At 69.8% G+C, this 19,479-nt stretch carries 23 protein-coding genes; 16 read left to right on the top strand and 7 right to left on the bottom strand.

Features of this window, described 5'->3' with window-relative positions; genetic code table 11:
* Window positions 1–18: 18 nt before the first annotated feature.
* Window positions 19–741 (bottom strand): DUF2103 domain-containing protein, encoded by a 723-nt coding sequence (locus WDJ58_RS07700; RefSeq protein ID WP_338917076.1) that lies wholly within the window; start codon window positions 739–741, stop codon window positions 19–21.
* A gap of 159 nt (window positions 742–900) precedes the next feature.
* Here WDJ58_RS07700 and WDJ58_RS07695 point away from each other — a divergent pair, with 159 nt between their 5' ends.
* Window positions 901–1,875, top strand: coding sequence for a hypothetical protein (locus tag WDJ58_RS07695; RefSeq protein ID WP_338917075.1), 975 nt, complete (start codon window positions 901–903; stop codon window positions 1,873–1,875).
* Between the two features lie 78 nt (window positions 1,876–1,953).
* Window positions 1,954–2,979 carry a hypothetical protein gene (locus WDJ58_RS07690; protein WP_338917074.1) on the top strand — a complete coding sequence of 342 codons (1,026 nt, stop codon included), beginning with the start codon at window positions 1,954–1,956 and terminating at the stop codon, window positions 2,977–2,979.
* 440 nt (window positions 2,980–3,419) lie between these two features.
* Here the strand turns inward: WDJ58_RS07690 and truD are convergent, their stop codons facing one another.
* From truD to WDJ58_RS07670, 4 genes are all read right to left on the bottom strand, one after another.
* On the bottom strand, window positions 3,420–4,772 hold the full coding sequence (truD, locus tag WDJ58_RS07685; RefSeq protein ID WP_338917073.1) for a tRNA pseudouridine(13) synthase TruD: 1,353 nt from the start codon (window positions 4,770–4,772) through the stop codon (window positions 3,420–3,422).
* A gap of 204 nt (window positions 4,773–4,976) precedes the next feature.
* Complete coding sequence (locus tag WDJ58_RS07680; protein WP_338917072.1) at window positions 4,977–6,020, bottom strand: hypothetical protein; 1,044 nt, start codon at window positions 6,018–6,020, stop codon at window positions 4,977–4,979.
* A gap of 248 nt (window positions 6,021–6,268) precedes the next feature.
* Window positions 6,269–6,478 (bottom strand): hypothetical protein, encoded by a 210-nt coding sequence (locus WDJ58_RS07675; RefSeq protein ID WP_338917071.1) that lies wholly within the window; start codon window positions 6,476–6,478, stop codon window positions 6,269–6,271.
* 1 nt (window position 6,479) lies between these two features.
* On the bottom strand, window positions 6,480–7,037 hold the full coding sequence (locus WDJ58_RS07670; RefSeq protein WP_338917070.1) for an NAD-binding protein: 558 nt from the start codon (window positions 7,035–7,037) through the stop codon (window positions 6,480–6,482).
* A gap of 144 nt (window positions 7,038–7,181) precedes the next feature.
* Between WDJ58_RS07670 and WDJ58_RS07665 the strand changes: the two genes are divergently transcribed.
* From WDJ58_RS07665 to WDJ58_RS07610, 12 genes are all read left to right on the top strand, one after another.
* A complete protein-coding gene (locus WDJ58_RS07665; RefSeq protein WP_338917069.1) occupies window positions 7,182–8,138 on the top strand; it encodes a Na+/H+ antiporter subunit E in 957 nt (318 codons plus the stop codon).
* Complete coding sequence (locus tag WDJ58_RS07660) at window positions 8,135–8,425, top strand: cation:proton antiporter (RefSeq protein ID WP_338917067.1); 291 nt, start codon at window positions 8,135–8,137, stop codon at window positions 8,423–8,425. The genes WDJ58_RS07665 and WDJ58_RS07660 overlap by 4 nt, the downstream gene beginning before the upstream one ends.
* Window positions 8,422–8,793 (top strand): monovalent cation/H(+) antiporter subunit G, encoded by a 372-nt coding sequence (gene mnhG, locus WDJ58_RS07655; protein ID WP_380660465.1) that lies wholly within the window; start codon window positions 8,422–8,424, stop codon window positions 8,791–8,793. Before WDJ58_RS07660 ends, mnhG begins: the two co-directional genes overlap by 4 nt.
* Window positions 8,790–9,341: a DUF4040 domain-containing protein gene (locus tag WDJ58_RS07650; RefSeq protein WP_338917066.1), complete on the top strand. Its 552-nt coding sequence runs from the start codon at window positions 8,790–8,792 to the stop codon at window positions 9,339–9,341. Before mnhG ends, WDJ58_RS07650 begins: the two co-directional genes overlap by 4 nt.
* Window positions 9,338–9,853, top strand: a complete 516-nt coding sequence (locus WDJ58_RS07645) for an MnhB domain-containing protein (protein WP_338917065.1) — start codon at window positions 9,338–9,340, stop codon at window positions 9,851–9,853. The genes WDJ58_RS07650 and WDJ58_RS07645 overlap by 4 nt, the downstream gene beginning before the upstream one ends.
* Window positions 9,846–10,250 (top strand): cation:proton antiporter subunit C, encoded by a 405-nt coding sequence (locus WDJ58_RS07640; protein WP_338917064.1) that lies wholly within the window; start codon window positions 9,846–9,848, stop codon window positions 10,248–10,250. Before WDJ58_RS07645 ends, WDJ58_RS07640 begins: the two co-directional genes overlap by 8 nt.
* On the top strand, window positions 10,247–11,722 hold the full coding sequence (locus tag WDJ58_RS07635; protein ID WP_338917062.1) for a proton-conducting transporter membrane subunit: 1,476 nt from the start codon (window positions 10,247–10,249) through the stop codon (window positions 11,720–11,722). Before WDJ58_RS07640 ends, WDJ58_RS07635 begins: the two co-directional genes overlap by 4 nt.
* The gene (locus WDJ58_RS07630; RefSeq protein ID WP_338917061.1) at window positions 11,719–13,314 is read left to right on the top strand and encodes a proton-conducting transporter membrane subunit; all 1,596 of its coding nucleotides are present in this window, start codon (window positions 11,719–11,721) and stop codon (window positions 13,312–13,314) included. Before WDJ58_RS07635 ends, WDJ58_RS07630 begins: the two co-directional genes overlap by 4 nt.
* Complete coding sequence (locus tag WDJ58_RS07625; protein ID WP_338917060.1) at window positions 13,311–14,996, top strand: proton-conducting transporter membrane subunit; 1,686 nt, start codon at window positions 13,311–13,313, stop codon at window positions 14,994–14,996. The genes WDJ58_RS07630 and WDJ58_RS07625 overlap by 4 nt, the downstream gene beginning before the upstream one ends.
* 25 nt (window positions 14,997–15,021) lie before the next feature.
* Window positions 15,022–15,441 carry a hypothetical protein gene (locus tag WDJ58_RS07620; RefSeq protein WP_338917059.1) on the top strand — a complete coding sequence of 140 codons (420 nt, stop codon included), beginning with the start codon at window positions 15,022–15,024 and terminating at the stop codon, window positions 15,439–15,441.
* Between the two features lie 67 nt (window positions 15,442–15,508).
* A complete protein-coding gene (locus tag WDJ58_RS07615; protein ID WP_338917058.1) occupies window positions 15,509–15,985 on the top strand; it encodes an Lrp/AsnC family transcriptional regulator in 477 nt (158 codons plus the stop codon).
* 111 nt (window positions 15,986–16,096) lie between these two features.
* Window positions 16,097–17,200 carry an NADH:flavin oxidoreductase/NADH oxidase gene (locus WDJ58_RS07610; RefSeq protein ID WP_338917057.1) on the top strand — a complete coding sequence of 368 codons (1,104 nt, stop codon included), beginning with the start codon at window positions 16,097–16,099 and terminating at the stop codon, window positions 17,198–17,200.
* A 27-nt stretch (window positions 17,201–17,227) separates the two neighbouring features.
* On the opposite strand, the gene pth2 is transcribed toward WDJ58_RS07610, so the two are convergent.
* Both pth2 and WDJ58_RS07600 read right to left on the bottom strand, forming a co-directional pair.
* Complete coding sequence (gene pth2, locus WDJ58_RS07605) at window positions 17,228–17,572, bottom strand: peptidyl-tRNA hydrolase Pth2 (RefSeq protein WP_338917056.1); 345 nt, start codon at window positions 17,570–17,572, stop codon at window positions 17,228–17,230.
* 66 nt (window positions 17,573–17,638) lie between these two features.
* Window positions 17,639–17,788 (bottom strand): rubrerythrin-like domain-containing protein, encoded by a 150-nt coding sequence (locus tag WDJ58_RS07600; RefSeq protein WP_338917055.1) that lies wholly within the window; start codon window positions 17,786–17,788, stop codon window positions 17,639–17,641.
* A gap of 153 nt (window positions 17,789–17,941) precedes the next feature.
* On the opposite strand from WDJ58_RS07600, the gene dcd reads away from it, so the two are divergent.
* Both dcd and WDJ58_RS07590 read left to right on the top strand, forming a co-directional pair.
* Window positions 17,942–18,529, top strand: coding sequence for a dCTP deaminase (dcd, locus tag WDJ58_RS07595; protein ID WP_338917054.1), 588 nt, complete (start codon window positions 17,942–17,944; stop codon window positions 18,527–18,529).
* A 56-nt stretch (window positions 18,530–18,585) separates the two neighbouring features.
* Window positions 18,586–19,479 carry a thiamine-phosphate synthase family protein gene (locus WDJ58_RS07590; RefSeq protein WP_338917053.1) on the top strand — a complete coding sequence of 298 codons (894 nt, stop codon included), beginning with the start codon at window positions 18,586–18,588 and terminating at the stop codon, window positions 19,477–19,479.

Here is a 19,479-nt window from a genome sequence, read left to right as displayed (position 1 = left end):
CGGCCGGCGCGCTACTCCTCACTCCTGCAGTCCGGCCTCGCCGAGCGCCTCGTTGAGGTCCTCGCGTATCCACTCGCCGGACTCGCGGTCGCGTGCGGTGGTGACGACGCGGTTCTCCTGGACGCTCGATCCGTCGCGGACCAGGAGCCGGACGTTCCCCTTCCCGTCGGCGCGGGTCGCCTTCGCCCGGACCCCCGAGTTCGACCCCGACCCCCCCGCGTCGATGGGGCCGGGGACGACCTTCTTCACGTGCGGGTGACCCGCGACCGTCTCGACGGCCCGCATCCCGTCCCGGTTCCCGATGAGCGTCGAGTGCATCCCTCCGATCTTCTCGGCGACGGACTTCTCGACCACTTCGAGCGGTTCCTCGTCCCGACGCGACCTGACGGCCTCGACGGGGTCCTCGCCCCTGACCCGGTAGAGCGGGTAGTGGAGCTGTGCACGGACGGCGTTGAGGGTGTCGCGGTCGCCGGTTGCGTACACCTCCTCGGGGCGCTTCCGGTGGACCTCGTCGGCGATCTGCCCGGCGTAGTTCCGCAGTTCGGTGGGTCCCCACCGCTCTGAGTCCTCCTCGCGGGTGGTGACGACCCGCCGGGCGACGAGCTCCTCGTCGAGGAGGACGGCCACCTCCGCCCGCTCGCGGTCCAGGTCGAGGACCACGGTGTCGGCGTTGGGCGTCTCACACCGGAGACAGTAGTCCCCGGGACGTTCGAGCGACCCCGCGCACTGCCGACACTGCATACCAGTAGTGGGCGCGGCGGGTGGATAAGGGGGGCGGTTCGGTGGATACAGTAAAGTCTATCAGATCGAGCGTACCTGCCTCTCTTGCCGCAATGATTATTATATAATAAATAGTATAAATTCTGCGATCGACGATTATCGCACGGAGGAATATCGTAGATGACGACAGTAATCAACGGCCTCGGTCGGCTCAAGGACTTGCTAGAGGACGAACTACCGAAGATCGAGGCAAAAAAACAGATCGCACAAGAGAACGGGGCGGAAGTCGCTCTGATAGATGACCTGATTGCCGAACTCCGGATGGCGATCGCGGAGGCAGCAGTCGAAGAAGCAAAGCGGGAGATCGAAGAGGCGGAAGACGAGGCCAAGCGTATCGAACGGGGAAAAGGAAAGAAAGGATCACCGGCGGATGGAGGTCCAGGCGATCCGGAGCCCTCCGGTCCGGATGAAGGAAACGATTCAAGCGGAGATAACGGTCCTGGCGGTGGGGACGGTGGTGGAGAGAGCGATGCGACGGGGAGCGGTGGACTTCCCATCGGTCCCCATGCCTCGGGATCCGCTCCCGGCCAGGTTTCTATACCGTCGTCACAGTGTATCTACGTTCGGAGCGATCGAACCGTCTGGGGGTGGAATCGATTCGATCAAGCGTGGCATCCACACGAATTCTCTTCACCGATTCTAACGATCACGACCGTAGGTGGCGGGCTGCTAGTCGTTGCCGAGCACAGCGCGGTTCTTTTCGACTGTTCGATGGCCGAGTGGCTCACGCCGCTTGAGACGACTGAAGACCTCCTCGCCGGTGATGCAGTGGGTACCACACCGGAGCTTATGGCCGTCGGATCAACACCCAGTTCCTCCGGTGAGATGCCCGGAGGGATGTCGCCAAGTACACCGTCCGGGAGCGACGTGGGTGAGGATCCAACGACCGGCGCACACTTCGGTGGCTCCGAACCGATCCCGGACGTCACCGATATTTTGGGTCTCGTGGCGGGAGCGAACGTACCGCCGATGCCGAGTCCGGACGAACTCACTAGTGGTCCCGAACCGCCGTTTTCCCCGCCGGGGTTCGACGAACCGGAACCGGACGGCCCTTCGGACGACGACCCGGCCGAGCCGGACGACGAGGACAACTGAGGTGTCACAATGGCCGAATGTGACACTAACGTTCGATCACGAGCCCAGGTTGATGCGACCAACGCTGTCAACCAGTACGTGAACACCGCGATTGGATTGGCAAGTGCTCCCGCCGGAGTGAACGGACGGCAAGTGGCTGATTCAGTGTACCGGCTGGTCGGGAGGAACGCGACATGGAATCCCTTTAGCTCGAATTACAAGACAAAAATCGAAGCCTGGGCGGGGACGGGCGGACCCAATTTCTCGTTTCCAGTTGCACAGAACGTGAGCAAGTACGCCGGGGTAAACTACGGGTTGTGGGGAAGTTCAGATGGAGGCCTGACACGTGTTCTCGCTCCGACAATACGCATCGGTGACGTGTACATCGGCGCGGACAAGCTTGGCCACTTCATGCAACAGGGATACGTGTACTACATCCTCGTCACACGCCACGGACACACGCTGGCCGATGCACGTCAATGGGGCCACGAGACCGAAGCTGCCGCTCCGTTAAACGAAGTTGTGCACTATACCGACCCTCCGCTCGCGATCTTCGGTCTTCAGAGCACAGGCGTCTACTCGAGGGCTGATCTCGAGGCGAACTCCCGAGGATACGAGTTCTATCGCTGGCTGGAGAACAACCCCGGCGGCCGGTTCGATATCCGGGATTACGTGAATGCCAACTGGAACGAAGAAACTCACACGAACCTGTACCACGGCGATGTTGCCCCGGTCGTTTGGAACAACCTCTTGGCGGGGAGTTGGCAGGGATCGTTCTCGATCCGCAACGATCCGAACAACCCTCGAATCGCGATCAACGGAACTCTTACGCCGGGAGAACCGAATCTCGAGAACGGAACACCGATCGACGGGCGATTCACCTATACCTACCACTCCGGACAGGTGACCGTCGACATCCAGGGAACGATAAAATATTTGGAGACTATTAGTGGGACTGATAGTCTTGGATTCAAGGGTATCCGTATTGACTACCAGTGGCGATCAGGACCGAACCGAGGGCTCGGAATCTGGCGAAGCGGTTTAACCGAACATCGGCTCGACGGAACGTGGGGCTGGAGCACCTCACACAATGACGGAGGCAGGTTCGTCATCGAACGTATCTGATCGGGAGGAAGCTCCCGGCCATCGGCAGTCCGCTCTTGCAGCACAGTCCCGTCGGTCCGAAACGCAAATTTCGGGTTCGAGAAGGATACTGGTGGCGTCAGCCACCAACTGAATCCGATACACCTTCGTCATACTGTGCTGTCCTCGGTCGTGTACGCGGAACACTGGCAGTTGACTCGGTGTTTGCCACGGCTCGGAGCCGAACTCAAACGGAAAGACGGTAAGTCGATCACGGCGACTGTGGCTAATCACTCCAGGTACTCGACGCCCTCTCCGGGTAGACGAGTAACGGCTTCATGACAGAGCCACTGGCTGCCAGTCCAGCAAACCGTAGACGCCCGAGCGTCAGGATCGACCTCCTCGGCCAACAACGCATGGGAGGCCCGCGTCTTCAGGCGATGGAGGATGTCAACCTCGACAGTCGGCTGCGGCGGACGATCTCAGGTCAGCGCCGTGGGGTCCGTCTTCATGATCTCCCGGAGGACGACCGTCGCGTAGCTCCCCTTCGGTAACGGGAACGAGAGCGTCGGGGGATCCATCCCGACGTCCAGGTCCGTCCGCAGGAGCACCGCCCGGCGGGTCCCCGTCGAGTGGAACTCCCCGGGGAGGTCGAAGTCCTCCCGGACGACGCCGAACTCCTCGAGGACCTCCCGAGTGATCGCGCCCGGTTCGCCGTCGGCGAACTCCGTCTCCGTGCCGACGAGCGGTGCGGTGACGAACGCCCGCCCGCGCGCGCAGTGGCGGTTGACGGTCCGGAGCCGATCGCCGCTCGCGACCTGGAGCCGGTCGGTGTCGGGGAGCGCCAGCCCATCGGGGGCGTCGCGGTCGGCGAAGCAGACCACGTCACCCTCGACGGCCTCGTGGAACGGGAGCCCGCGCTCCAGCCGCCGGCAGAGGATCTCGTTGAACAGGTAGGACTGGGCGGCGTTGACGAGCAGCCGCTGGAGGTTCGTGGGAAGGGTCTCCAGCGCTCCGCGGAACTCCTCGGGTCCGGGCTCACCCACCGCCTCGGCGAGCGCGTGACACATCGACCGCTCGTAGCGCAGGCGACCCGGAAGCCGTTCGACGGCCCCGGCCCAGTCGCGCGTCTCGGCGACCCACTCTCGGGCCTCGCGGGTGTCCGCCGGTTCGTTCTCGCCCGTCGTGGTGACGTACTCCAGCACCGCCGCCTCCCAGTCCCCCTGGACGACCTCGAGCCCCACCCGGTGGGTGATCGGTCGGAGCGAGCCGAACCGCTGGTGGCCGAAGAAGTTCGGGGTACCTCCCGAAACGTCGGGATCGTCGGGGTCGCCGCCGGCGAACGCGCGGAGCTCCCGGGCCACCAGTTCGGCGTTCTCGGGCCGCTCCGCGTCGCGGACGCGGATCTCGAAGGCGTTGCCCGCGAGGTCGCCGAACAGTACCGGCCGACCCGCCCGTCCGAGTACCTCGATGTCGGCGTTCCGGACCTCGGGCACCCCGTCGGGGTCGACGTCCCGAACCGAAAACAGCTGTGTGGTGACCGCGCGTTTGTCCTTCGTGCCGGCCCACGACACCCGCTCGCGGCTGATCCCGAGCTTCGTCGAGAGGGCGTCGGCGAAGTCGTTCGTGTCCCACCCTCGCAGCGTGGCCCGGAAGACGGTGTGAGGGTAGCTCCCCGGGTCCGCATCGCGAGGCCGGATGTCCGCGCCGAACCGCTCGATCTCGGTGACGCGGAAGTCTTCGGGCTCCGTGCGGAGAACTCCACCAGTACCGTCGCTCTCGCTCGCGTAGTAGCGCATCCCCATCTCGCCCTCCAGCGGACCGGCCTCGCGCATCAGTGACCCTCCGTCGCGAGCCGGTGCGGCGCGTGCATGGCCGGGGTTCGAAGGGCGACGGGAAGTCGCTGTGGGTTCGGGCGCGAGAGCGCGGCGCTACGGGTCTCGGTGTGCGGTCCGCGGCGTGAGTGAGGCGTCACTCGGGTCGTCCGAGCGAGCGGAGCGCGACGGAGCCGAGATCGGACGGGGCGACGGCGGCTCGACTCAGACCCGCCGCAGGAGCAGACCGGAGACGAGGACGGAGACGACCGTCACGAACAGGCCGAACCCTGACCCGTCGCGCGCGCTCGGCGAGCGGTCCCCGTCTCCCGCCGTCTCCGGGCGCTCGGCGTCCGCCGGCGTGACGGTGTCGTCCGTCGTCGTGTTCGGCGAGACCGTCGCCGAATCGGTCGTCTGGCCGGGCGTGGTGGTGCCGGTCCTCGTGGGAGTCGCCTCCGCGGTGACGCTGACGGCACCGAGCGCTACGCCGTTCACCGACACCTCGTAGGTCCCCGGCCGGTCGAACTCGTGTCGGAGGAACACCGTCCGCTCGGTCGACGCGGCCACCGCCACGGACCGCTCGGTCACGGTCGACCCGTTCGCCGTCAGGTTCAGCGAGACGATCCCGCGAACGGGATCGTTGTTCGCCAGGTCGACGCGCGCGACCACACCAGCGTCGGTCGCTACCGTTTCGTTCAGCAGGGTCGCGTCGACGACCTCTACCTCGCCGCTCGGGTCTTCGCCGAGCGCGCTGCCGCCTCCGCCACCGCGGTCGGGAGCGTCACCGCCCCCCGACGCCGAATTCGCCTCGGACACAGTGAGGCTCGCGCCGCTGGTGCCGGTCACGTCGTAGTCGATCCCCTGTTCGTCTCCGAGGGCGTTGACCGTCACCGACAGGTTCGTCGATCCGGCCCGTTCGCCCCGGACGGTCACGGTCAGGACCGTCACGGGTCCGGTGTCGGCGGTGTCTGCCCTGGCCGCCCGGACGTTCGCGGAGCCGGCCTCGACGTTGCTCTCCGTCAGGTTCGGGCTGCCGCCGAACTCCACGCCGGAGATGGTCGCCACCGACGGATCCGAGAGCGCGACGTCGAGGCTGTATACGCCGACCCCGCCGTCAGCACTCTCGAGGACCACCTCGAAGGTCGTCGTCTCGCTGACGTCGACGGTGTCGGTCCGTGACGTGATACTGACGGTCGTGCTGCCGGCCGCCGTCACCACGCCGGCGGTAGCCACGAGCACCACCAGAGCCGCGACAACCAGTGTGGCCACTCCATCCGCTCGAAACGGGGCTCTCTCCGATCTCATCCGTCGTTCAGCTCCTCCGTCCACGCACGTTCCATCGCCCACGGATCGTTCGGACGTCCGGTCGCAGGATCCGGCGCACCGTTCCCCGCCCCCCGTCACGGGAGCTACCGGCTCGATTCGTCGTAGCAGCGACTCCCCCCTTCGCGGCCGAGTGCATCGGCCGCGTCTCCCCACCGTTCATGACAGCAGTATCGACAGTCGCCTCGAAAAAGCTACTGGCCGTTTCGCGCCGCGGGGTCGCGTCGGTCCGCCACCACCCGGTGGGGCGGACACGGCGGACACTCCCCGTATTCGGCACGACGCCCGACACTCCCACTATCGAACGGGTCGGCGAGCGGGGACGCAAGCCGGGGGGCCCTCGCGCCCATGCTGATGGCGACGACGGCCGGGAGCCCGAGGTCACGCTCGAGCGTCTTCGTCATCTCAGTCGGTGGCCGCCGGAGCGTCCTCTCCGACGTTCCCCTCGTCGCTATCGAGGACGGCCGAGTCGACCGCCTCCGATAGCACCGTCCCGGCGCAGACGACCGTCACGCCGGGGAGATCGAGCGCCTCGCGGTTGCGGGGGTCCTCGACGACGACGAGGAGCCGCTCGACGCCGAACCGGGTCCGGAGCTGCTGGACCACCAGGAGGTTCCGGGCGTCGAGCCCGGTAGCCACGACGGCGACGTCCTCTGCCGTGATTCCGATCCTCGCCATCGCCGCCGGGCTCGTGAGGTCGGGTGCGTGGCTCGTCCCGTACGCCTCCGTCCGGACTACGTTCGGGTCCGCGTCCACGTGGTGGACGTGGTGGGTCGTCGCGAGCCCCTCGGCGATCCGCCGGCCGACCTGTCCGCCGCCGACTACTAGGACGCGGTTCTCGTCCCGGTGTCGACCGTCGTCGACTCCCCTCTCGGTCCCCGTTCCGTCCATCACCGTCGCCAGCTGCTTCGCCCACGAATCCGGCTCGGTACTGTCCGAGGTGCCCCGGCGTCTGATAGCCATACGAGCACTGAGTGACATGAAACGATAAACTTTGCCCAAGAATTAACCGAAACGGTAAATATAGTGTGTATCTTTTACCGAGTTGGTAATGAATGCCCGTTTAGCAGCTCGATGCGCGTGGTCGGCCCCCGCTGGAGGGGGATCGTGACCGATCTGGTCGCGATCGTCGGCGACCGGGGCAGACTCCGGGACGTCGTACAGTACACCCTCCGCGAGGCCCGGGATGCGGCCCAGGAGGGCCCGGTCTCCGCGCGGTTCCTGGTGGCCGTCGGTGCGGGCGAGGATGCGCTCCCCCGACCCGCCGCGGAGGCGCTCGTCGAACGCATCCGGGACGGCCTCGCGGGCGAGTCCCTCGGACGGCTAACGGTCGATGTCGCGCCCCTGCCGGTCGCCGGCGCGGACGCCACGGCACGGGTTACGGCTCTCGTCGCTGCCCTGCCCCCGGCGACGACCCGGGTCGTCCTCTCGCCGGAACTGGACGAGTTCACTCCGGGTGTGGTCGGGGACGCGATCGCCTCGCTCGGGCGGGACATCGCCGTCGAGCCGGCCCCGACCGGGCGTAGCGTCCGTCGGCCGCCGATCGCGTTCCCCTGGACCCCCCGCCGAACCGCGACCACGTTCGGGCTGGCGCTGGCCTTCTACCTCGCGCTGGGGGATCCAACCGACCCCTTCGACCTCGTGACCGGGGTGGTCAGCGCCGCCGTCGTCGCGGCCGTGCTCTCCCGCGTCACGCTCGAGACCGATCCCACCGTGGCAACCGTCGGTCGGATGCTCAGAGCGGTCGTCTTCCTCCCGTACCTGCTCTACGCGGTCGTCCGCGCGAACCTCGCGATGGCCTACGTCGTGCTCCACCCCGGGCTCCCCATCGAGCCGTCGGTCGTCCGCCTCCCCGTCCCCGAGGGACGGGTGACACGGGCACTGCTGGCGAACAGCATCACGCTCACCCCCGGGACGCTGACCGTCGACATCACCGACGACGAACTCGTCGTGCACGCCCTGACCGCGGGGAGCCGGGCCGACCTGGAGGCCGGCTCGCTCGCCCGGGCCGTCGAGTTCGTGATGGGCGAGCCCGGTCCCCGACCCGACGGAGGGGGTCGATGACCGACGTTCCGGACCCGCTCCTCGCGGACGTGCTCCTCGGCGGAGCGACGCTGCTCGCCGGCCTCGCCGCCGTCCTGCTCGGTCGAATCGTCGTCGGTCCCACCGTCCACGACCGCGTGGTCGCGGTGAACGTCCTCGGGACGACCACGGTGGTCGTCCTCGCGCTCGTCGGCGCGGCTCTCGGCGAACCGGGGTTCCTCGACGTGGCGCTCGTCTACGCGCTGCTGAACTTCCTGCTCTCGGTCGGGCTCTCGAAGTTCAGCATCGAGCGCGGAGGGGTGCTGTGAGCGCGCTCGTGACGGTCGCCGTCGTCGGGCTGGTCGCGGCGAGCGTCGTCTTCTCGCTCGTGGCGGTCGTGGGGTTCTACCGGCTCCCGGACGTCTACGCGCGAGCCCACGCGGCCTCGAAGAGCGAGACGCTCGGGGCGCTGCTGGCCATCGCCGCGGCGGCCGTCGCGTTCGGCCCCGGCGAGACGCTGAAGCTCGCCCTGCTCGCGCTGTTCGTGCTCGTGACGGGCCCGACCGCGGCCCACGCGGTCGTCCGGTCGGCCGCAGACGCGGGCATCGAACCGTGGGTCCGGGACACCCCACTGCCCGACGGCGGGTTCGGGCCAGCCCTTTCCGACGGGACGGAGGACACGGAGGGGTCTCGATGACGCTCGTGCTGGAGGCCGCCCTCTCCGCGGTCCTGCTCGCGTTCGTCCTGACGGTGGCCCTGCTCACCGCGATCGTCCGCGACGTGCTCACCGCGGTCGTCGTCTTCGCCGCCTACAGCCTCGGGCTCGCGGCGCTCTGGGTCGTCTACCGGGCCCCGGACGTCGGGCTCACGGAGGCCGCCGTCGGCGCGGGCGTCACCACTGCCCTGTTCCTGCTCGCCATCAGCCGGACCGTCCGCCCGGCCGACGACGGGGGGCTGGTCGATCGGCGGAGCGTGCGTCCCCGTTCGGTGCTGGTCGCCGGCGCGGTCACCCTCGGGTTGCTCGCGACCGTACCGGCGCTCCCGGCCGTCGGCGCGAGCGAGACGGCCGCGTTCGGCCCGGTCGCCGACTACTACCTGACCGACGCCACGGACCGCGGGGTCGACAACGCCGTGACCGCGGTGCTCGTCGTCTACCGCGGGTTCGACACCTTCGGCGAGGTGGCCGTGGTGTTCGCCGCCGCCGTCGCCGTGCTGGCCGTCCTCGGCCGGGAGACCCTGGCATGACCCGGGAACCGTACACCGACAGTCCGGTGGTCACGACGACGGTGCGCCTGCTCGCCCCGTTCGTGCTCACCTACGGGCTGTTCACGCTGTTCCACGGGACGAGCTCCGTGGGCGGCGGGTTCCAGGGCGGGGTCGTCGCCGCCGCGATGGTCGTCACCGTGGCATTCGCGCTCGGCATCCGGCGGACCGCCGCCTGGCTCGACCGCCGGGTGCTGGCGGCGCTCGTCGCCGCCGGCCCGCTCGTCTTCGGGGCCGTCGCGCTGGCCGGGGTCGCCCTCGACGGGGCGTTCCTCCAGCTCGACGTCCTCCCGATACCGAAGGCGACGGTGTACGCCACCGAGGCCATCGAGGTCGGCATCGGCGCGACGGTGGCGGCCGTCGTCGTCGTCCTCTTCGTCCGCATCGCGGACGGGTACGAGGAGCCCGAGACGTCCGGGGACGCGGTCCAGGGAGAGGTCGATGACCCGATCGGCGGTCTCGGACCCGCCACGGAGGTGGCCGTCGATGACTGAGCTCCCGTTCGCCCTCGACGGCTGGTTCGCCCACGCCGTCTACGCACTGCTCGTCGGCATCGGACTGTTCGTCCTCGTCGACGACGAGAACCTCGTGAAGAAGGTCGTCGGCCTGAACATCCTCCAGACCGGGGTGTTCCTGTTCTTCGTCACGAGCGCGTACCGCGTCGACGGCCGGACCCCGCTGCTCGTCGGCGAGGGTCCCTTCGTCAACCCGCTTCCGCACGTGCTCATCCTGACGGCCATCGTGGTCGGGGTCAGCGTGACGGGAGTGGCGCTGGCGCTGGTCGTGCGGCTCTACGACGAGTACGGCACGCTCCGCGAGGACGTCATCCGCGAGATCCGCGCGGAGGCGCGTCGAGTGTCCGAACCGGAGCCCACGGAGGGATCGCCATGAACGCCGGCGATCTGCTCCCGCTCCTGGTCGCGCTTCCACTCCTGGCGGCGGTGCTACCGGTGTTCCTCGCCCCGCGCTACCCGCGGATCGCCCGGGGAGCGACGACGCTCACCCTGACCGCGCAGGTCGGACTCGCGGGCGTCCTCGCCTGGTTCGTCGCCACCGAGGGTTCCATCGTCTACGTCGTGGGCGGCATCCCGGCTGCGTTCGGCATCGGGCTGTTCGCCGACCGGCTGACCGCCGCGATGGTCCTGCTCGTGGCGCTTGCCGGGCTCGGGGGGGTCCTCTCCGACCGGACGGTCGAGAGCGGCCCCTACTACGGCCTGTGGCTGCTGCTGACCGCCGGGCTCACCGGTGTGGTCGTCACGGCCGACGTGTTCAACCTCTACGTCTTCCTCGAGATCTCGGGGTTGGCGGCGTACGCGCTGGTCGCTCACGCCCGGGGGGCTGACGCCGCGCTCGCGGCCCTCAAGTACCTCCTCGTCGGGACCGTGGGGGCGACGCTCTACCTGCTCGGCGTCGGCTACGCCTTCGTCGCAACGGGCACGCTCGCGATGGCCGACCTCGCGCCCGCGCTGGCGGCCGCCGGGTATGGCTCGACGCTCGTCGTCGCCGCGTTCGCCCTGATGGCGGTCGGCCTCGGCGTGAAGCTGGCGCTGTTCCCGCTCCACGCCTGGAAGCCCGACGCCTACGCGAGCGCCCCGCCGGCCGTCGCCGCGCTGCTCGCCGCGCTCGGCTCCACGGTGGCGGCCTACGCGCTGGTCCGTCTCACCTACGGGGTGTTCACGCCGGCGTTCTTCGAGGCCGTTCCGGTGGTCCGGACGGTCCTGCTCGCGGCCGCGGCCGTCAGCGTCCTCGCCGGCGGGGTGCTCGCGCTCCGCGAGACCGACGTCCGCCGGCTGCTGGCATACTCGTCGGTCTCGCAGTTCGGCCTCGTCGGCCTCGGGGTCGGCCTGGCCTCCCCGACGGCGCTGGTCGGCGCGCTCCTGGCGCTGGTCGGCCACGCCGTCGCGAAGGGCGGCCTGTTCGTCGCCGTGGGGACGATCGCCCACGAGTTCGGCGCTCGAACGGTCGAGGAGTACGCCGGCATCGCGCGGCGGTCGCCGGCCCACGCCGCCGCCGTCGCCGTCCTCGCGGTGAGCCTGGTCGGCCTCCCGCCCACCGTCGGATTCGCGGCGAAGTGGTATCTCGCGCTCGGGGCCATTGAGGCCGGCTCCTGGGCCGTCGCGGCGGTCGTCGTCGCGAGCACGATGCTCTCGCTGGCGTACGCCGGTCGACTCGTCGAGCGGTGCTACCTCGGTGGCGGATCGTCGACCCCCACCGGTTCGCCGCCGGCCGCGACCGACGGCGGTCGTAGCGACCGGTCGGCCCTCGCCGTGGTCCTCGTGGCCGCGGCCCTCGTCGTCGCGCTCGGGCTGGCGTCGACGGCGCTGGCGGACTGGTTCGCCCCCGTCGTGGAGGGGTGGCTATGACCGACGTCGTCTCCCTGCTGCCGCTGCTCGCGGTGCTCGTCCCGGTGCTCGCGATACCGCCCATCCTGGCCTCGAGCGCCCGCCCGAATCTCCGAGAGGCCTGGACGCTACTCGCCACCGTCGGCACGCTCGCCGTCGTCGCGGTGATGGTCCGCTCGCCGGACACCCAGGTCACGCCGCTCGGCTCGCTCGCGGGGGTCGACCTAGCGCTCCGGGCCGACGCCGCCGGCCTGCTGTTCGCGCTGCTGGCGGCCACCCTCTGGACCGCCACCAGCGTCTACAGTATCGGCTACATGCGCGGGCTCGGAGAGGGTGGACAGACGCGGTACTTCGCCGCGTTCGCCGCCAGCATCGCCGCCACGATGGGCGTCGCCCTCGCCGCGGACCTGCTGACGCTGTTCGTGTTCTACGAACTGCTCACGCTGGCGACCTACCCGCTGGTCGTCCACGCGGGGACCGGGGAGGCCCGCGCCGCCGGTCGGACGTACCTCGCGTACACGCTCGGCGGCGGCGTGCTCGCCTTCGGCGGCATCCTGCTCGTCGGCCTCCTCGCCGGCACCCTCGGGTTCGTTCCCGGCGGGCTCGGGGGGTTGACGGCCGACCCGACGCTCGGCCGGGCGGCGTTCGGCCTGCTCGTCGTCGGGTTCGGCGTGAAGGCCGCCGTCGTCCCGCTCCACGCGTGGCTTCCGACCGCGATGGTCGCGCCGACGCCGGTGTCGGGTCTGCTCCACGCCGTCGCCGTCGTCAAGAGCGGCGCGTTCGCCGTGACCCGCTCGGTGCTGTACGTCTTCGGCCCCGACGCGGCGAGCGATCTCGGCGTGGCGCTCCCCCTCGCGGCCGCCGCCGCCGTCACGATGGTGTTCGCGGCCCTCGTGGGTCTCCGGCAGGACAACCTCAAGGCCGGGCTGGCCTACTCGACGATCAGCCAGCTCTCGTACATCGTCCTCGGGGTGACGCTCCTGACGCCGCTGGCGGCGTTCGGCGCGCTCCTGCACGTGGTCGCCCACGCGTTCATGAAGATCACGCTGTTCTTCGCCGCGGGGCTGGTCTACGTCGAGACGGGCGAGAAGTACGTCTCCGACATGGCTGGCATTGGGCGACGCCTCCCGGCGACGATGACCGCGTTCGCGGTCGCCGCCGCCGGGCTCGTCGGTTTCCCGCTCGTGGCCGGCTTCGTCAGCAAGTTCCACCTCGTCCTCGGGGCCGCCGAGAGCGTCCACCCGGCGTTCGTCGCGGCGTTCCTCGTCGCGGGCGTGCTGAAACTGTTGTACTTCTGGCCGGTCGTCTACGCGGCGTTCTTCGGCCGCCGCGACCGGTCGACGCCGGCCAGCCGGCACCCGTTCGCCCCGCCGCACGACCGCCCCGAGGGCGGCGCTGGCGGGAGCGGGAGTGCCCGCGTCCCGGCGGCGGCCGACGGCGGCTACGCCCGCTCGACGGCGTGGGAGCACCGCACCCCCGCGAGCGAGGCCGTCCCGGCCCTGCTCCTCCCGGTGCTGTTCACCGTCGGGATGGCGGTGGTGCTGGGGGTCGTCCCCACCGCACTCCCGTTCTGGGAGCTGGCCGAGACGGCCGTCGCGGAGGTGTTCGGATGAACGAACTCCTCGCGGTCCCGCCGTGGGTCGCGCTGCTGGTCGCCGCCGCGGTGGCGCTGGTCGCTCCCCGCAGGGCGGGCTACGCGGTCGGCGTCGTGCTGACCGCGCTGACCGTCCCCTGGGTGCTGCTCGCGCCCGCCGGGACGGCCCTCGCGGTCGCCCCGCTCGGGTTCGAGCAGACGCTCCTCCGGATCGACGGCCTCACGAGGCCCGTGGCGGCGGTGTTCGGCTCTGTCGCGGCGCTCGGTGTCGCCTACGCGTACGCGACCGACGCCGACGCCAGGACGAACGCGTACGCCCTCGCGTACATGGGTGCCTCGATGGCCGCCGTACTCGCGGGCGACTGGCTCACCCTCCTGGTGGCGTGGGAGCTGATGGCCGTCACCGCGACGGTGCTCGTCTGGCACCACGGCGGCGACGCCGTCCGTCCGGCGTTCAGGTACGCCGTCTACCACCTGCTCGGCGGGACGCTGCTCGTCGCGGCCGTCGCGCTGCACTACACGGCGGTCGGCGACTTCCTCATCGTGGGGGGGCTCGCCGACGGCCTCCCGACAGTACTCGGGGTGCTCGGCGTCGGCGTCAACCTCGGATTCGTCGGCCTGCACTACTGGGTGCCCGACACCTACCCGCGGCCCCACGTCGCCGCCAGCGTCGTCCTCGCGGGCTTCACCACGAAGGCGGCGGTCTACGCCCTCGTCCGTGTCGTCCCCGACGGCCACGTGCTGGTCGCCGGGATGGGCGCGGCGATGGCGCTGTACGCCGTCTGGATGGCGGTGCTCCAGACCGACGCCCGGCGGCTGCTGTCGTACCACATCGTCTCGCAGGTGGGGTACATGGTCGCCGCGGTCGGCGTCGGGACCGCACTCGCCACCTCGGGCGCCGTCGCCCACCTCTCGACGCACGTCCTCTACAAGGGGCTGCTGTTCATGGTGGCCGGCGCACTGGTCTACCGGGTCGGAACAGGGTCTCTGAAGGATCTCGGGGGGCTCGGCCGGCGGATGCCACTGACGTTCGCGGCGTTCCTCGTCGCGGCGCTGGCCATCTCGGGCGTCCCCGGATTCTCCGGGTTCGTCAGCAAGGGGCTCGTCCTCAAGTCCATCGAGGGGACCGGTCCCTGGGCGGACCTCGTCTGGTGGTCGCTCGTCCTCGCCGGCGTCGGGACGGTGCTGTCGTTCGCGAAGTTCGGCTACTACGCGTTCGTCCGCGTTCCGCCGAAGCCGATCGAGGTCCGGCCCTCGCGCCCGGCGCTGTCAGCCGTCCTCGTCGTCGCGGCGGTCCCGAGCGTCGCGTTCGGCCTCGCGCCGGAGCTCCTGTTCGGGCTCCTCCCCGGGGGGAGCGGCGGGTTCGACCCCTACGCGACGAGCGAGCTGACGAAGGCCGCCGCGGTCACCCTCGCGGGGGTCGTCGGCTTCGTCGCCCTGCGCGGCCCGCTCTCGCGGCTTCCGAGCGTCGACGTCGACCGGTTGGTCCACCCCGGGGCGTTCCGCCTCGCCCGCCTCGCCGCCGGGCTGGCGGCCGGGGCCGGGCGGCGGTCGACGAGCGCGCTGGCGAGCGCGAGCGCCGCCGTCGCATCGCTCCTCGACCGCGACGACCCCGCGACCGCCGAGTCGGCCATCGGGACCGCCCTGCTGGTCGTCGGTGCCGGCCTCGGGGTGGTCCTGCTGATCGCACAGTTCGGATGAACAACCACCACTACACCACGAAATCATGAGCACTGACACCCACATCGACACGAACGGACGCAAGCCCGACTACGACGCACTCGTCGCGTTCCTGCTGGAGCGCTACGAGGACGACCTGCGGTGGATCGCGTCGTTCAACACCGACAGCTACCGGTACGACGTCCGGTACATCCGCGAGGACCTGAAGACCGAGCTCTCGAACCACGAGTTCGACGTCGTCGTCCACCGATCGATCGCGCTGTTCAACCGCCCGTACGTCGAGGAGGTGTACACCCACCTCGGCCACGCCTGCAGCCTCGTGCTCCAGCACGAGCGCGCGACGGCCGTCCACGTCTACCTCTCGGATGCCGACGGGCTCATAATCAAGATCCGGGCGGGCAACGAGATCTGCGTCCCGGGGTTCATCGACGAGTGCCTCGCGGCGCTCTACGGAGCCGGCGACTGACGGGCCGGGGATCGGTCCCCTCCCGAGAGGCGAACACTCATACCCGCGCTCCGTACACTGTTCCGGTATGACCCTGAAGGGTCTGGACGAACTCGACCGGCACATCCTCTACACCCTCCAGGCGGACGCCCGTCACGCCTCCTCGAAGGAGATCGCGGAGCGGATGGACGTCTCGCCGAGCACCGTCCGAAAGCGCATCCAGCGGCTCGAGGACGAGGGTATCATCTCGGGCTACCACGCCGAGGTCGACTTCGAGCGCGCCGGCTACCAGCTCCTGGTGCAGATCGTCTGTACGGCCCCCATCACCGACCGCGAGCGGCTGGCCGACCGGGCCATCGAGGTGCCCGGCGTCGTCTCGGTCCGCGAAATCGCCGTCGGCGAGGAGAACCTCCTCGTGAGCGTCGTGGCCGCCGACAACGACGACCTCACCCGCATCGCCTCGGACCTGAGCGAGCTCGGGCTCGCCGTCTCGGACGAACAGCTCATCCGCGGCGAGCGGTTCGCTCCCTATCGCGGGTTCGCCGGCGACACCGAGGGGGAGTGATGGCCGAGCGGCGACCGGACCGTCCGTCGCTCGATCCAGTCGGCATCACTCCTACCGGCGAGTCGTACCGAAGCCGAGGCGGTCTTGTCCCGGGACCGTGAACCCCGATCGATGACCGACCTGTTCGACCCTCTCGAACTCCGGGGGACGACGATACGGAACCGCGTGATGGTCTCGCCGATGTGTCAGTACTCCTGTGAGGCGATGGACGGCCTCGCCACCGACTGGCACCGCCAGCACCTCGTCTCGCGGGCGGTGGGCGGTGCCGGCCTCGTGATGAGCGAGGCCGCGGCCGTCGAAGGTAGGGGAAGAATCTCCCCGCAGGACCTGGGCATCTGGTCGGCCGAGCACGCCGACGCGCTCGCCCCGACGGTCGAAGCGATGAAACGCAACGGCGCGACCACCGCGATCCAGCTCGCCCACGCCGGCCGGAAGGCCAGCACGTTCCGACCGTTCTCCGAGGAGAGCGGCCCGGTCCACGGTTCGGACGGGTGGACGCCAGTCGGCCCCACCGACGTCCCGTATCCCCACGAGGAACCCCACGAACGGGTCGAGGCACTCTCGGTCGAGGATATCGAGGGGGTGATCGACTCGTTCCGTGAGGCCGCCGAACACTCGCTCGACGCGGGCTTCGACGTCGCGGAAGTCCACGGGGCCCACGGCTACCTCCTCCACGAGTTCTACTCGCCCGTCACCAACACCCGCGAGGACGACTACGGCGGGGATTTCCACGGCCGGACGCGACTGGTCAGGGAGGTTACCCGTGCTGTGCGGGACGTGTGGCCCGACGACAGGCCCGTACTCGTCCGCCTCTCGGCGACCGACTGGATGGGCGAGGAAGCCTGGACGAGCGAGGACACGGTCCGGCTCGCGGGCCTGCTCGCGGAGGACGGCGCGGACCTCGTCGACGTCTCCTCGGGCGGTATCCACCCCGATCAGGAGATCCCCCACACCGGTCCGCACTACCAGACGCCGTTCGCCGAGGACGTCCGCGCGGCCTACGACGAGGAGGAGCTCGCCGTGGGGGCGGTCGGCGGTATCACCACCCCGAAGGGGGCGAACGAGGTGATCCTGAACGGTCGCGCGGACCTCGCCATCCTCGCCCGCGAGCACCTCCGGGACCCGTACTTCACGCTGACGGCGGCGCGCGAACTCGACGCGATGGACCGCGTCGACGTCCCACCGCAGTACGCACGGGCGTTCCCGCGGTCGTAGGCCGCCGGTCCCGTCGCGCCGGGCGGTTCAGTAGAGCGGGAGATCCCCGGTGACGCGATCGACGGTCTCCTCGGGCCCGGGGCCGACGCCGAGGCAGGTGACGGTGCCCGGGTCTAGCTGCGTGTGTCCCGCGTCGCGGATGACCGCGTGGGCGAGCCCCTCGCGCTCGGCGCGGTCCGCGAGTTCGAATATCCCCGACTCGCTCGACGCCTTCAGGACGACCTTCTTCTGTCCCGACCCCTTCCAGGCCTTTCGCGTCCTCTCGTCGGCGTCCTCGTAGGCCGACAGCGAGGCGTGGGCGACCTGTGCGGCCAGCTTGCCCGTCCCCATCCCGATGTCAGTGCGGGCGACGATGGCCTGTTTCGTGTCCATATCGTGGCTCCGGCGGCCGGACCCTTAGCGGTGTCCACCTACCCGTCCCGCCGAGCGTTCGGGGACCTACTCCCGGGGCTTGCTGATGTTCTGCATCTCCCCGCCGCACTCCGGACAGTCGACGGGGTGGCTCTCGGCCTCGACCCGCTCGCCACAGTCCACGCACTCGTAGGTGTGTGGTGTATCGTCCGTCTCGTGTGGGTCCTGCTGTACCATACCGCACCGCGTGCCTTGAGACGGGTAAGTCTGGTCCCGTCCCTCGCCGGACGCAGGAGGATAGTCGCCAGCGGGACGCGGACGGGAAAACGTCGATACCCGTATCGGCGGCCCACCGAGAGCCTTTTGCCCCTCTCGCTCGCCGTCTCCCGCATGATACTGTCGGACGGGGACATCCGCCGTCGGCTCGAGGCGGGCAACCTCACCATCGAGCCGCTGTCGGATCCAGACCTCCAGATACAGCCGGCGAGCGTCGACCTCCGGCTGGGTCGGGAGTTCCTCGAGTTCCGCCGGACCAACATCCCGTGCATCCACCCGAACAGCGAGCACGAGGTCGACGACTACGTCACCGAGACCGTCGTGGAGGAGGGGGGTGAGTTCATCCTCCACCCCGGGGACTTCGTCCTCGGGACGACGATGGAGCGCGTCGAGATACCGTCGGATCTCATCGCCCACGTCCAGGGACGCTCCTCGCTCGGCCGGCTCGCGATCGTCATTCACGCGACTGCGGGGATCATCGACCCGGGGTACCGCGGCCAGATCACGCTCGAACTCTCGAACCTCGGTGCCGCGCCCGTCGCGCTCTCTCCAGGGATGCGCATCTCGCAGGTGCTGTTCACCGAGCTGAAGACCCCGGCCGAACGGCCGTACGGGAGCGACCGCGGCTCGAAGTACCAGGACCAGACCGGGCCGCAGGCCTCTCGGATCGGTGGGGACCTGGAGTTCGGGGGCGGCCAATGAGCGCGGCGGGGCGGACCTCGGTGTCGACCTGGTCGGCGTCCGGAGGCGACCGATAGATGCGCTTCGTCGAGGAGGTCGTCGTCGAGGAGTTCCTCCCGACCTACCGCTCGATGCTGGCCTCGGCGCTCCGCGAGCGGGGGCTCACCCAGTCGGCGGTGGCCGACCTCCTGGGTATCAGCCAGAGCGCCGTCTCGAAGTACGCCCAGGGCGGCGTGGCGGTCAACGAGGCCGTCAGCGAGGACGAGCGGGTCCGCGACCTGGTCGAGCGGCTGGCCGAGGGGCTGGCGACCGGCGACGTGAGCCGGGTGCAGGCGCTGGTCGAGACGGAGGTACTGATTCGGCGGCTCGAACGCGGTGACCTGCTCTCCCGGCTCCACGAGGAGGCGTTCCCGCCCCTGGCCGACTACGAGGGCGGGTTCGACGTCCACGACCCCGACTCGGAGCTCCGGACCGCGGAGCGGGTGCTCGCCTCGATCCGCCGTGGCCTGCGCGTCCTCGAGAACACCTCGGGGTTCGCCGCGCTCATCCCCGCGGTGGGGTCGAACCTCGTCGAGGCCGTCCCGGGTGCGGAGACCATCGACGACGTGGCCGCGGTACCGGGTCGTCTCCTGGAGGTCAAGGGCCGGACGACCGTCCCCGCAGATCCCGAGTTCGGTGTCAGCGAGCACGTCGCGGGCCTGCTGCTGGCCGCCCGGAGCGCCGGGAGCGACGCCCGTGCCGCCGTCAACGTCCGGTACGATCCCGACCTCGTGGAACGGCTCGCCGCCGAGTACGAGGCGGTCGAGTTCGACGCCGAGGCCGACCTGGAGGAGGCGGTCGTCGCCGCCGTCGGGTCGAATCCCGACGCCGACGTGCTGTACCAGACCGGCGGGTTCGGCGTCGAGCCGGTGATCTACGTGCTCGGCCCCGACGCCGTCGCCGCCGCCGAGCGGGTCAGGGGGGTCGCGTAG

Origin of the sequence: Salinirubellus litoreus (genome assembly GCF_037335815.1) — an archaeon.
In the GTDB taxonomy this organism is placed as follows: Archaea; Halobacteriota; Halobacteria; order Halobacteriales; family Haloarculaceae; genus Salinirubellus; species Salinirubellus litoreus.
The sequence above is the reverse complement of the archived record's forward strand: the minus strand, read 5'-3'. Positions and strand labels throughout refer to the sequence as shown.

Coding starts and splice junctions, on each gene's coding strand:
- WDJ58_RS07700 (WP_338917076.1), bottom strand. CDS start 741: ATGCAGTGTCGGCAGTGCGCGGGGTCGCTCGAACGTCCCGGGGACTAC.
- WDJ58_RS07695 (WP_338917075.1), top strand. CDS start 901: ATGACGACAGTAATCAACGGCCTCGGTCGGCTCAAGGACTTGCTAGAG.
- truD (WP_338917073.1), bottom strand. CDS start 4,772: ATGCGCGAGGCCGGTCCGCTGGAGGGCGAGATGGGGATGCGCTACTAC.
- WDJ58_RS07675 (WP_338917071.1), bottom strand. CDS start 6,478: ATGACGAAGACGCTCGAGCGTGACCTCGGGCTCCCGGCCGTCGTCGCC.
- WDJ58_RS07670 (WP_338917070.1), bottom strand. CDS start 7,037: ATGGCTATCAGACGCCGGGGCACCTCGGACAGTACCGAGCCGGATTCG.
- WDJ58_RS07660 (WP_338917067.1), top strand. CDS start 8,135: ATGACCGACGTTCCGGACCCGCTCCTCGCGGACGTGCTCCTCGGCGGA.
- WDJ58_RS07650 (WP_338917066.1), top strand. CDS start 8,790: ATGACGCTCGTGCTGGAGGCCGCCCTCTCCGCGGTCCTGCTCGCGTTC.
- WDJ58_RS07645 (WP_338917065.1), top strand. CDS start 9,338: ATGACCCGGGAACCGTACACCGACAGTCCGGTGGTCACGACGACGGTG.
- WDJ58_RS07640 (WP_338917064.1), top strand. CDS start 9,846: ATGACTGAGCTCCCGTTCGCCCTCGACGGCTGGTTCGCCCACGCCGTC.
- WDJ58_RS07635 (WP_338917062.1), top strand. CDS start 10,247: ATGAACGCCGGCGATCTGCTCCCGCTCCTGGTCGCGCTTCCACTCCTG.
- WDJ58_RS07630 (WP_338917061.1), top strand. CDS start 11,719: ATGACCGACGTCGTCTCCCTGCTGCCGCTGCTCGCGGTGCTCGTCCCG.
- WDJ58_RS07625 (WP_338917060.1), top strand. CDS start 13,311: ATGAACGAACTCCTCGCGGTCCCGCCGTGGGTCGCGCTGCTGGTCGCC.
- WDJ58_RS07620 (WP_338917059.1), top strand. CDS start 15,022: ATGAGCACTGACACCCACATCGACACGAACGGACGCAAGCCCGACTAC.
- WDJ58_RS07615 (WP_338917058.1), top strand. CDS start 15,509: ATGACCCTGAAGGGTCTGGACGAACTCGACCGGCACATCCTCTACACC.
- WDJ58_RS07610 (WP_338917057.1), top strand. CDS start 16,097: ATGACCGACCTGTTCGACCCTCTCGAACTCCGGGGGACGACGATACGG.
- pth2 (WP_338917056.1), bottom strand. CDS start 17,572: ATGGACACGAAACAGGCCATCGTCGCCCGCACTGACATCGGGATGGGG.
- WDJ58_RS07600 (WP_338917055.1), bottom strand. CDS start 17,788: ATGGTACAGCAGGACCCACACGAGACGGACGATACACCACACACCTAC.
- dcd (WP_338917054.1), top strand. CDS start 17,942: ATGATACTGTCGGACGGGGACATCCGCCGTCGGCTCGAGGCGGGCAAC.
- WDJ58_RS07590 (WP_338917053.1), top strand. CDS start 18,586: ATGCGCTTCGTCGAGGAGGTCGTCGTCGAGGAGTTCCTCCCGACCTAC.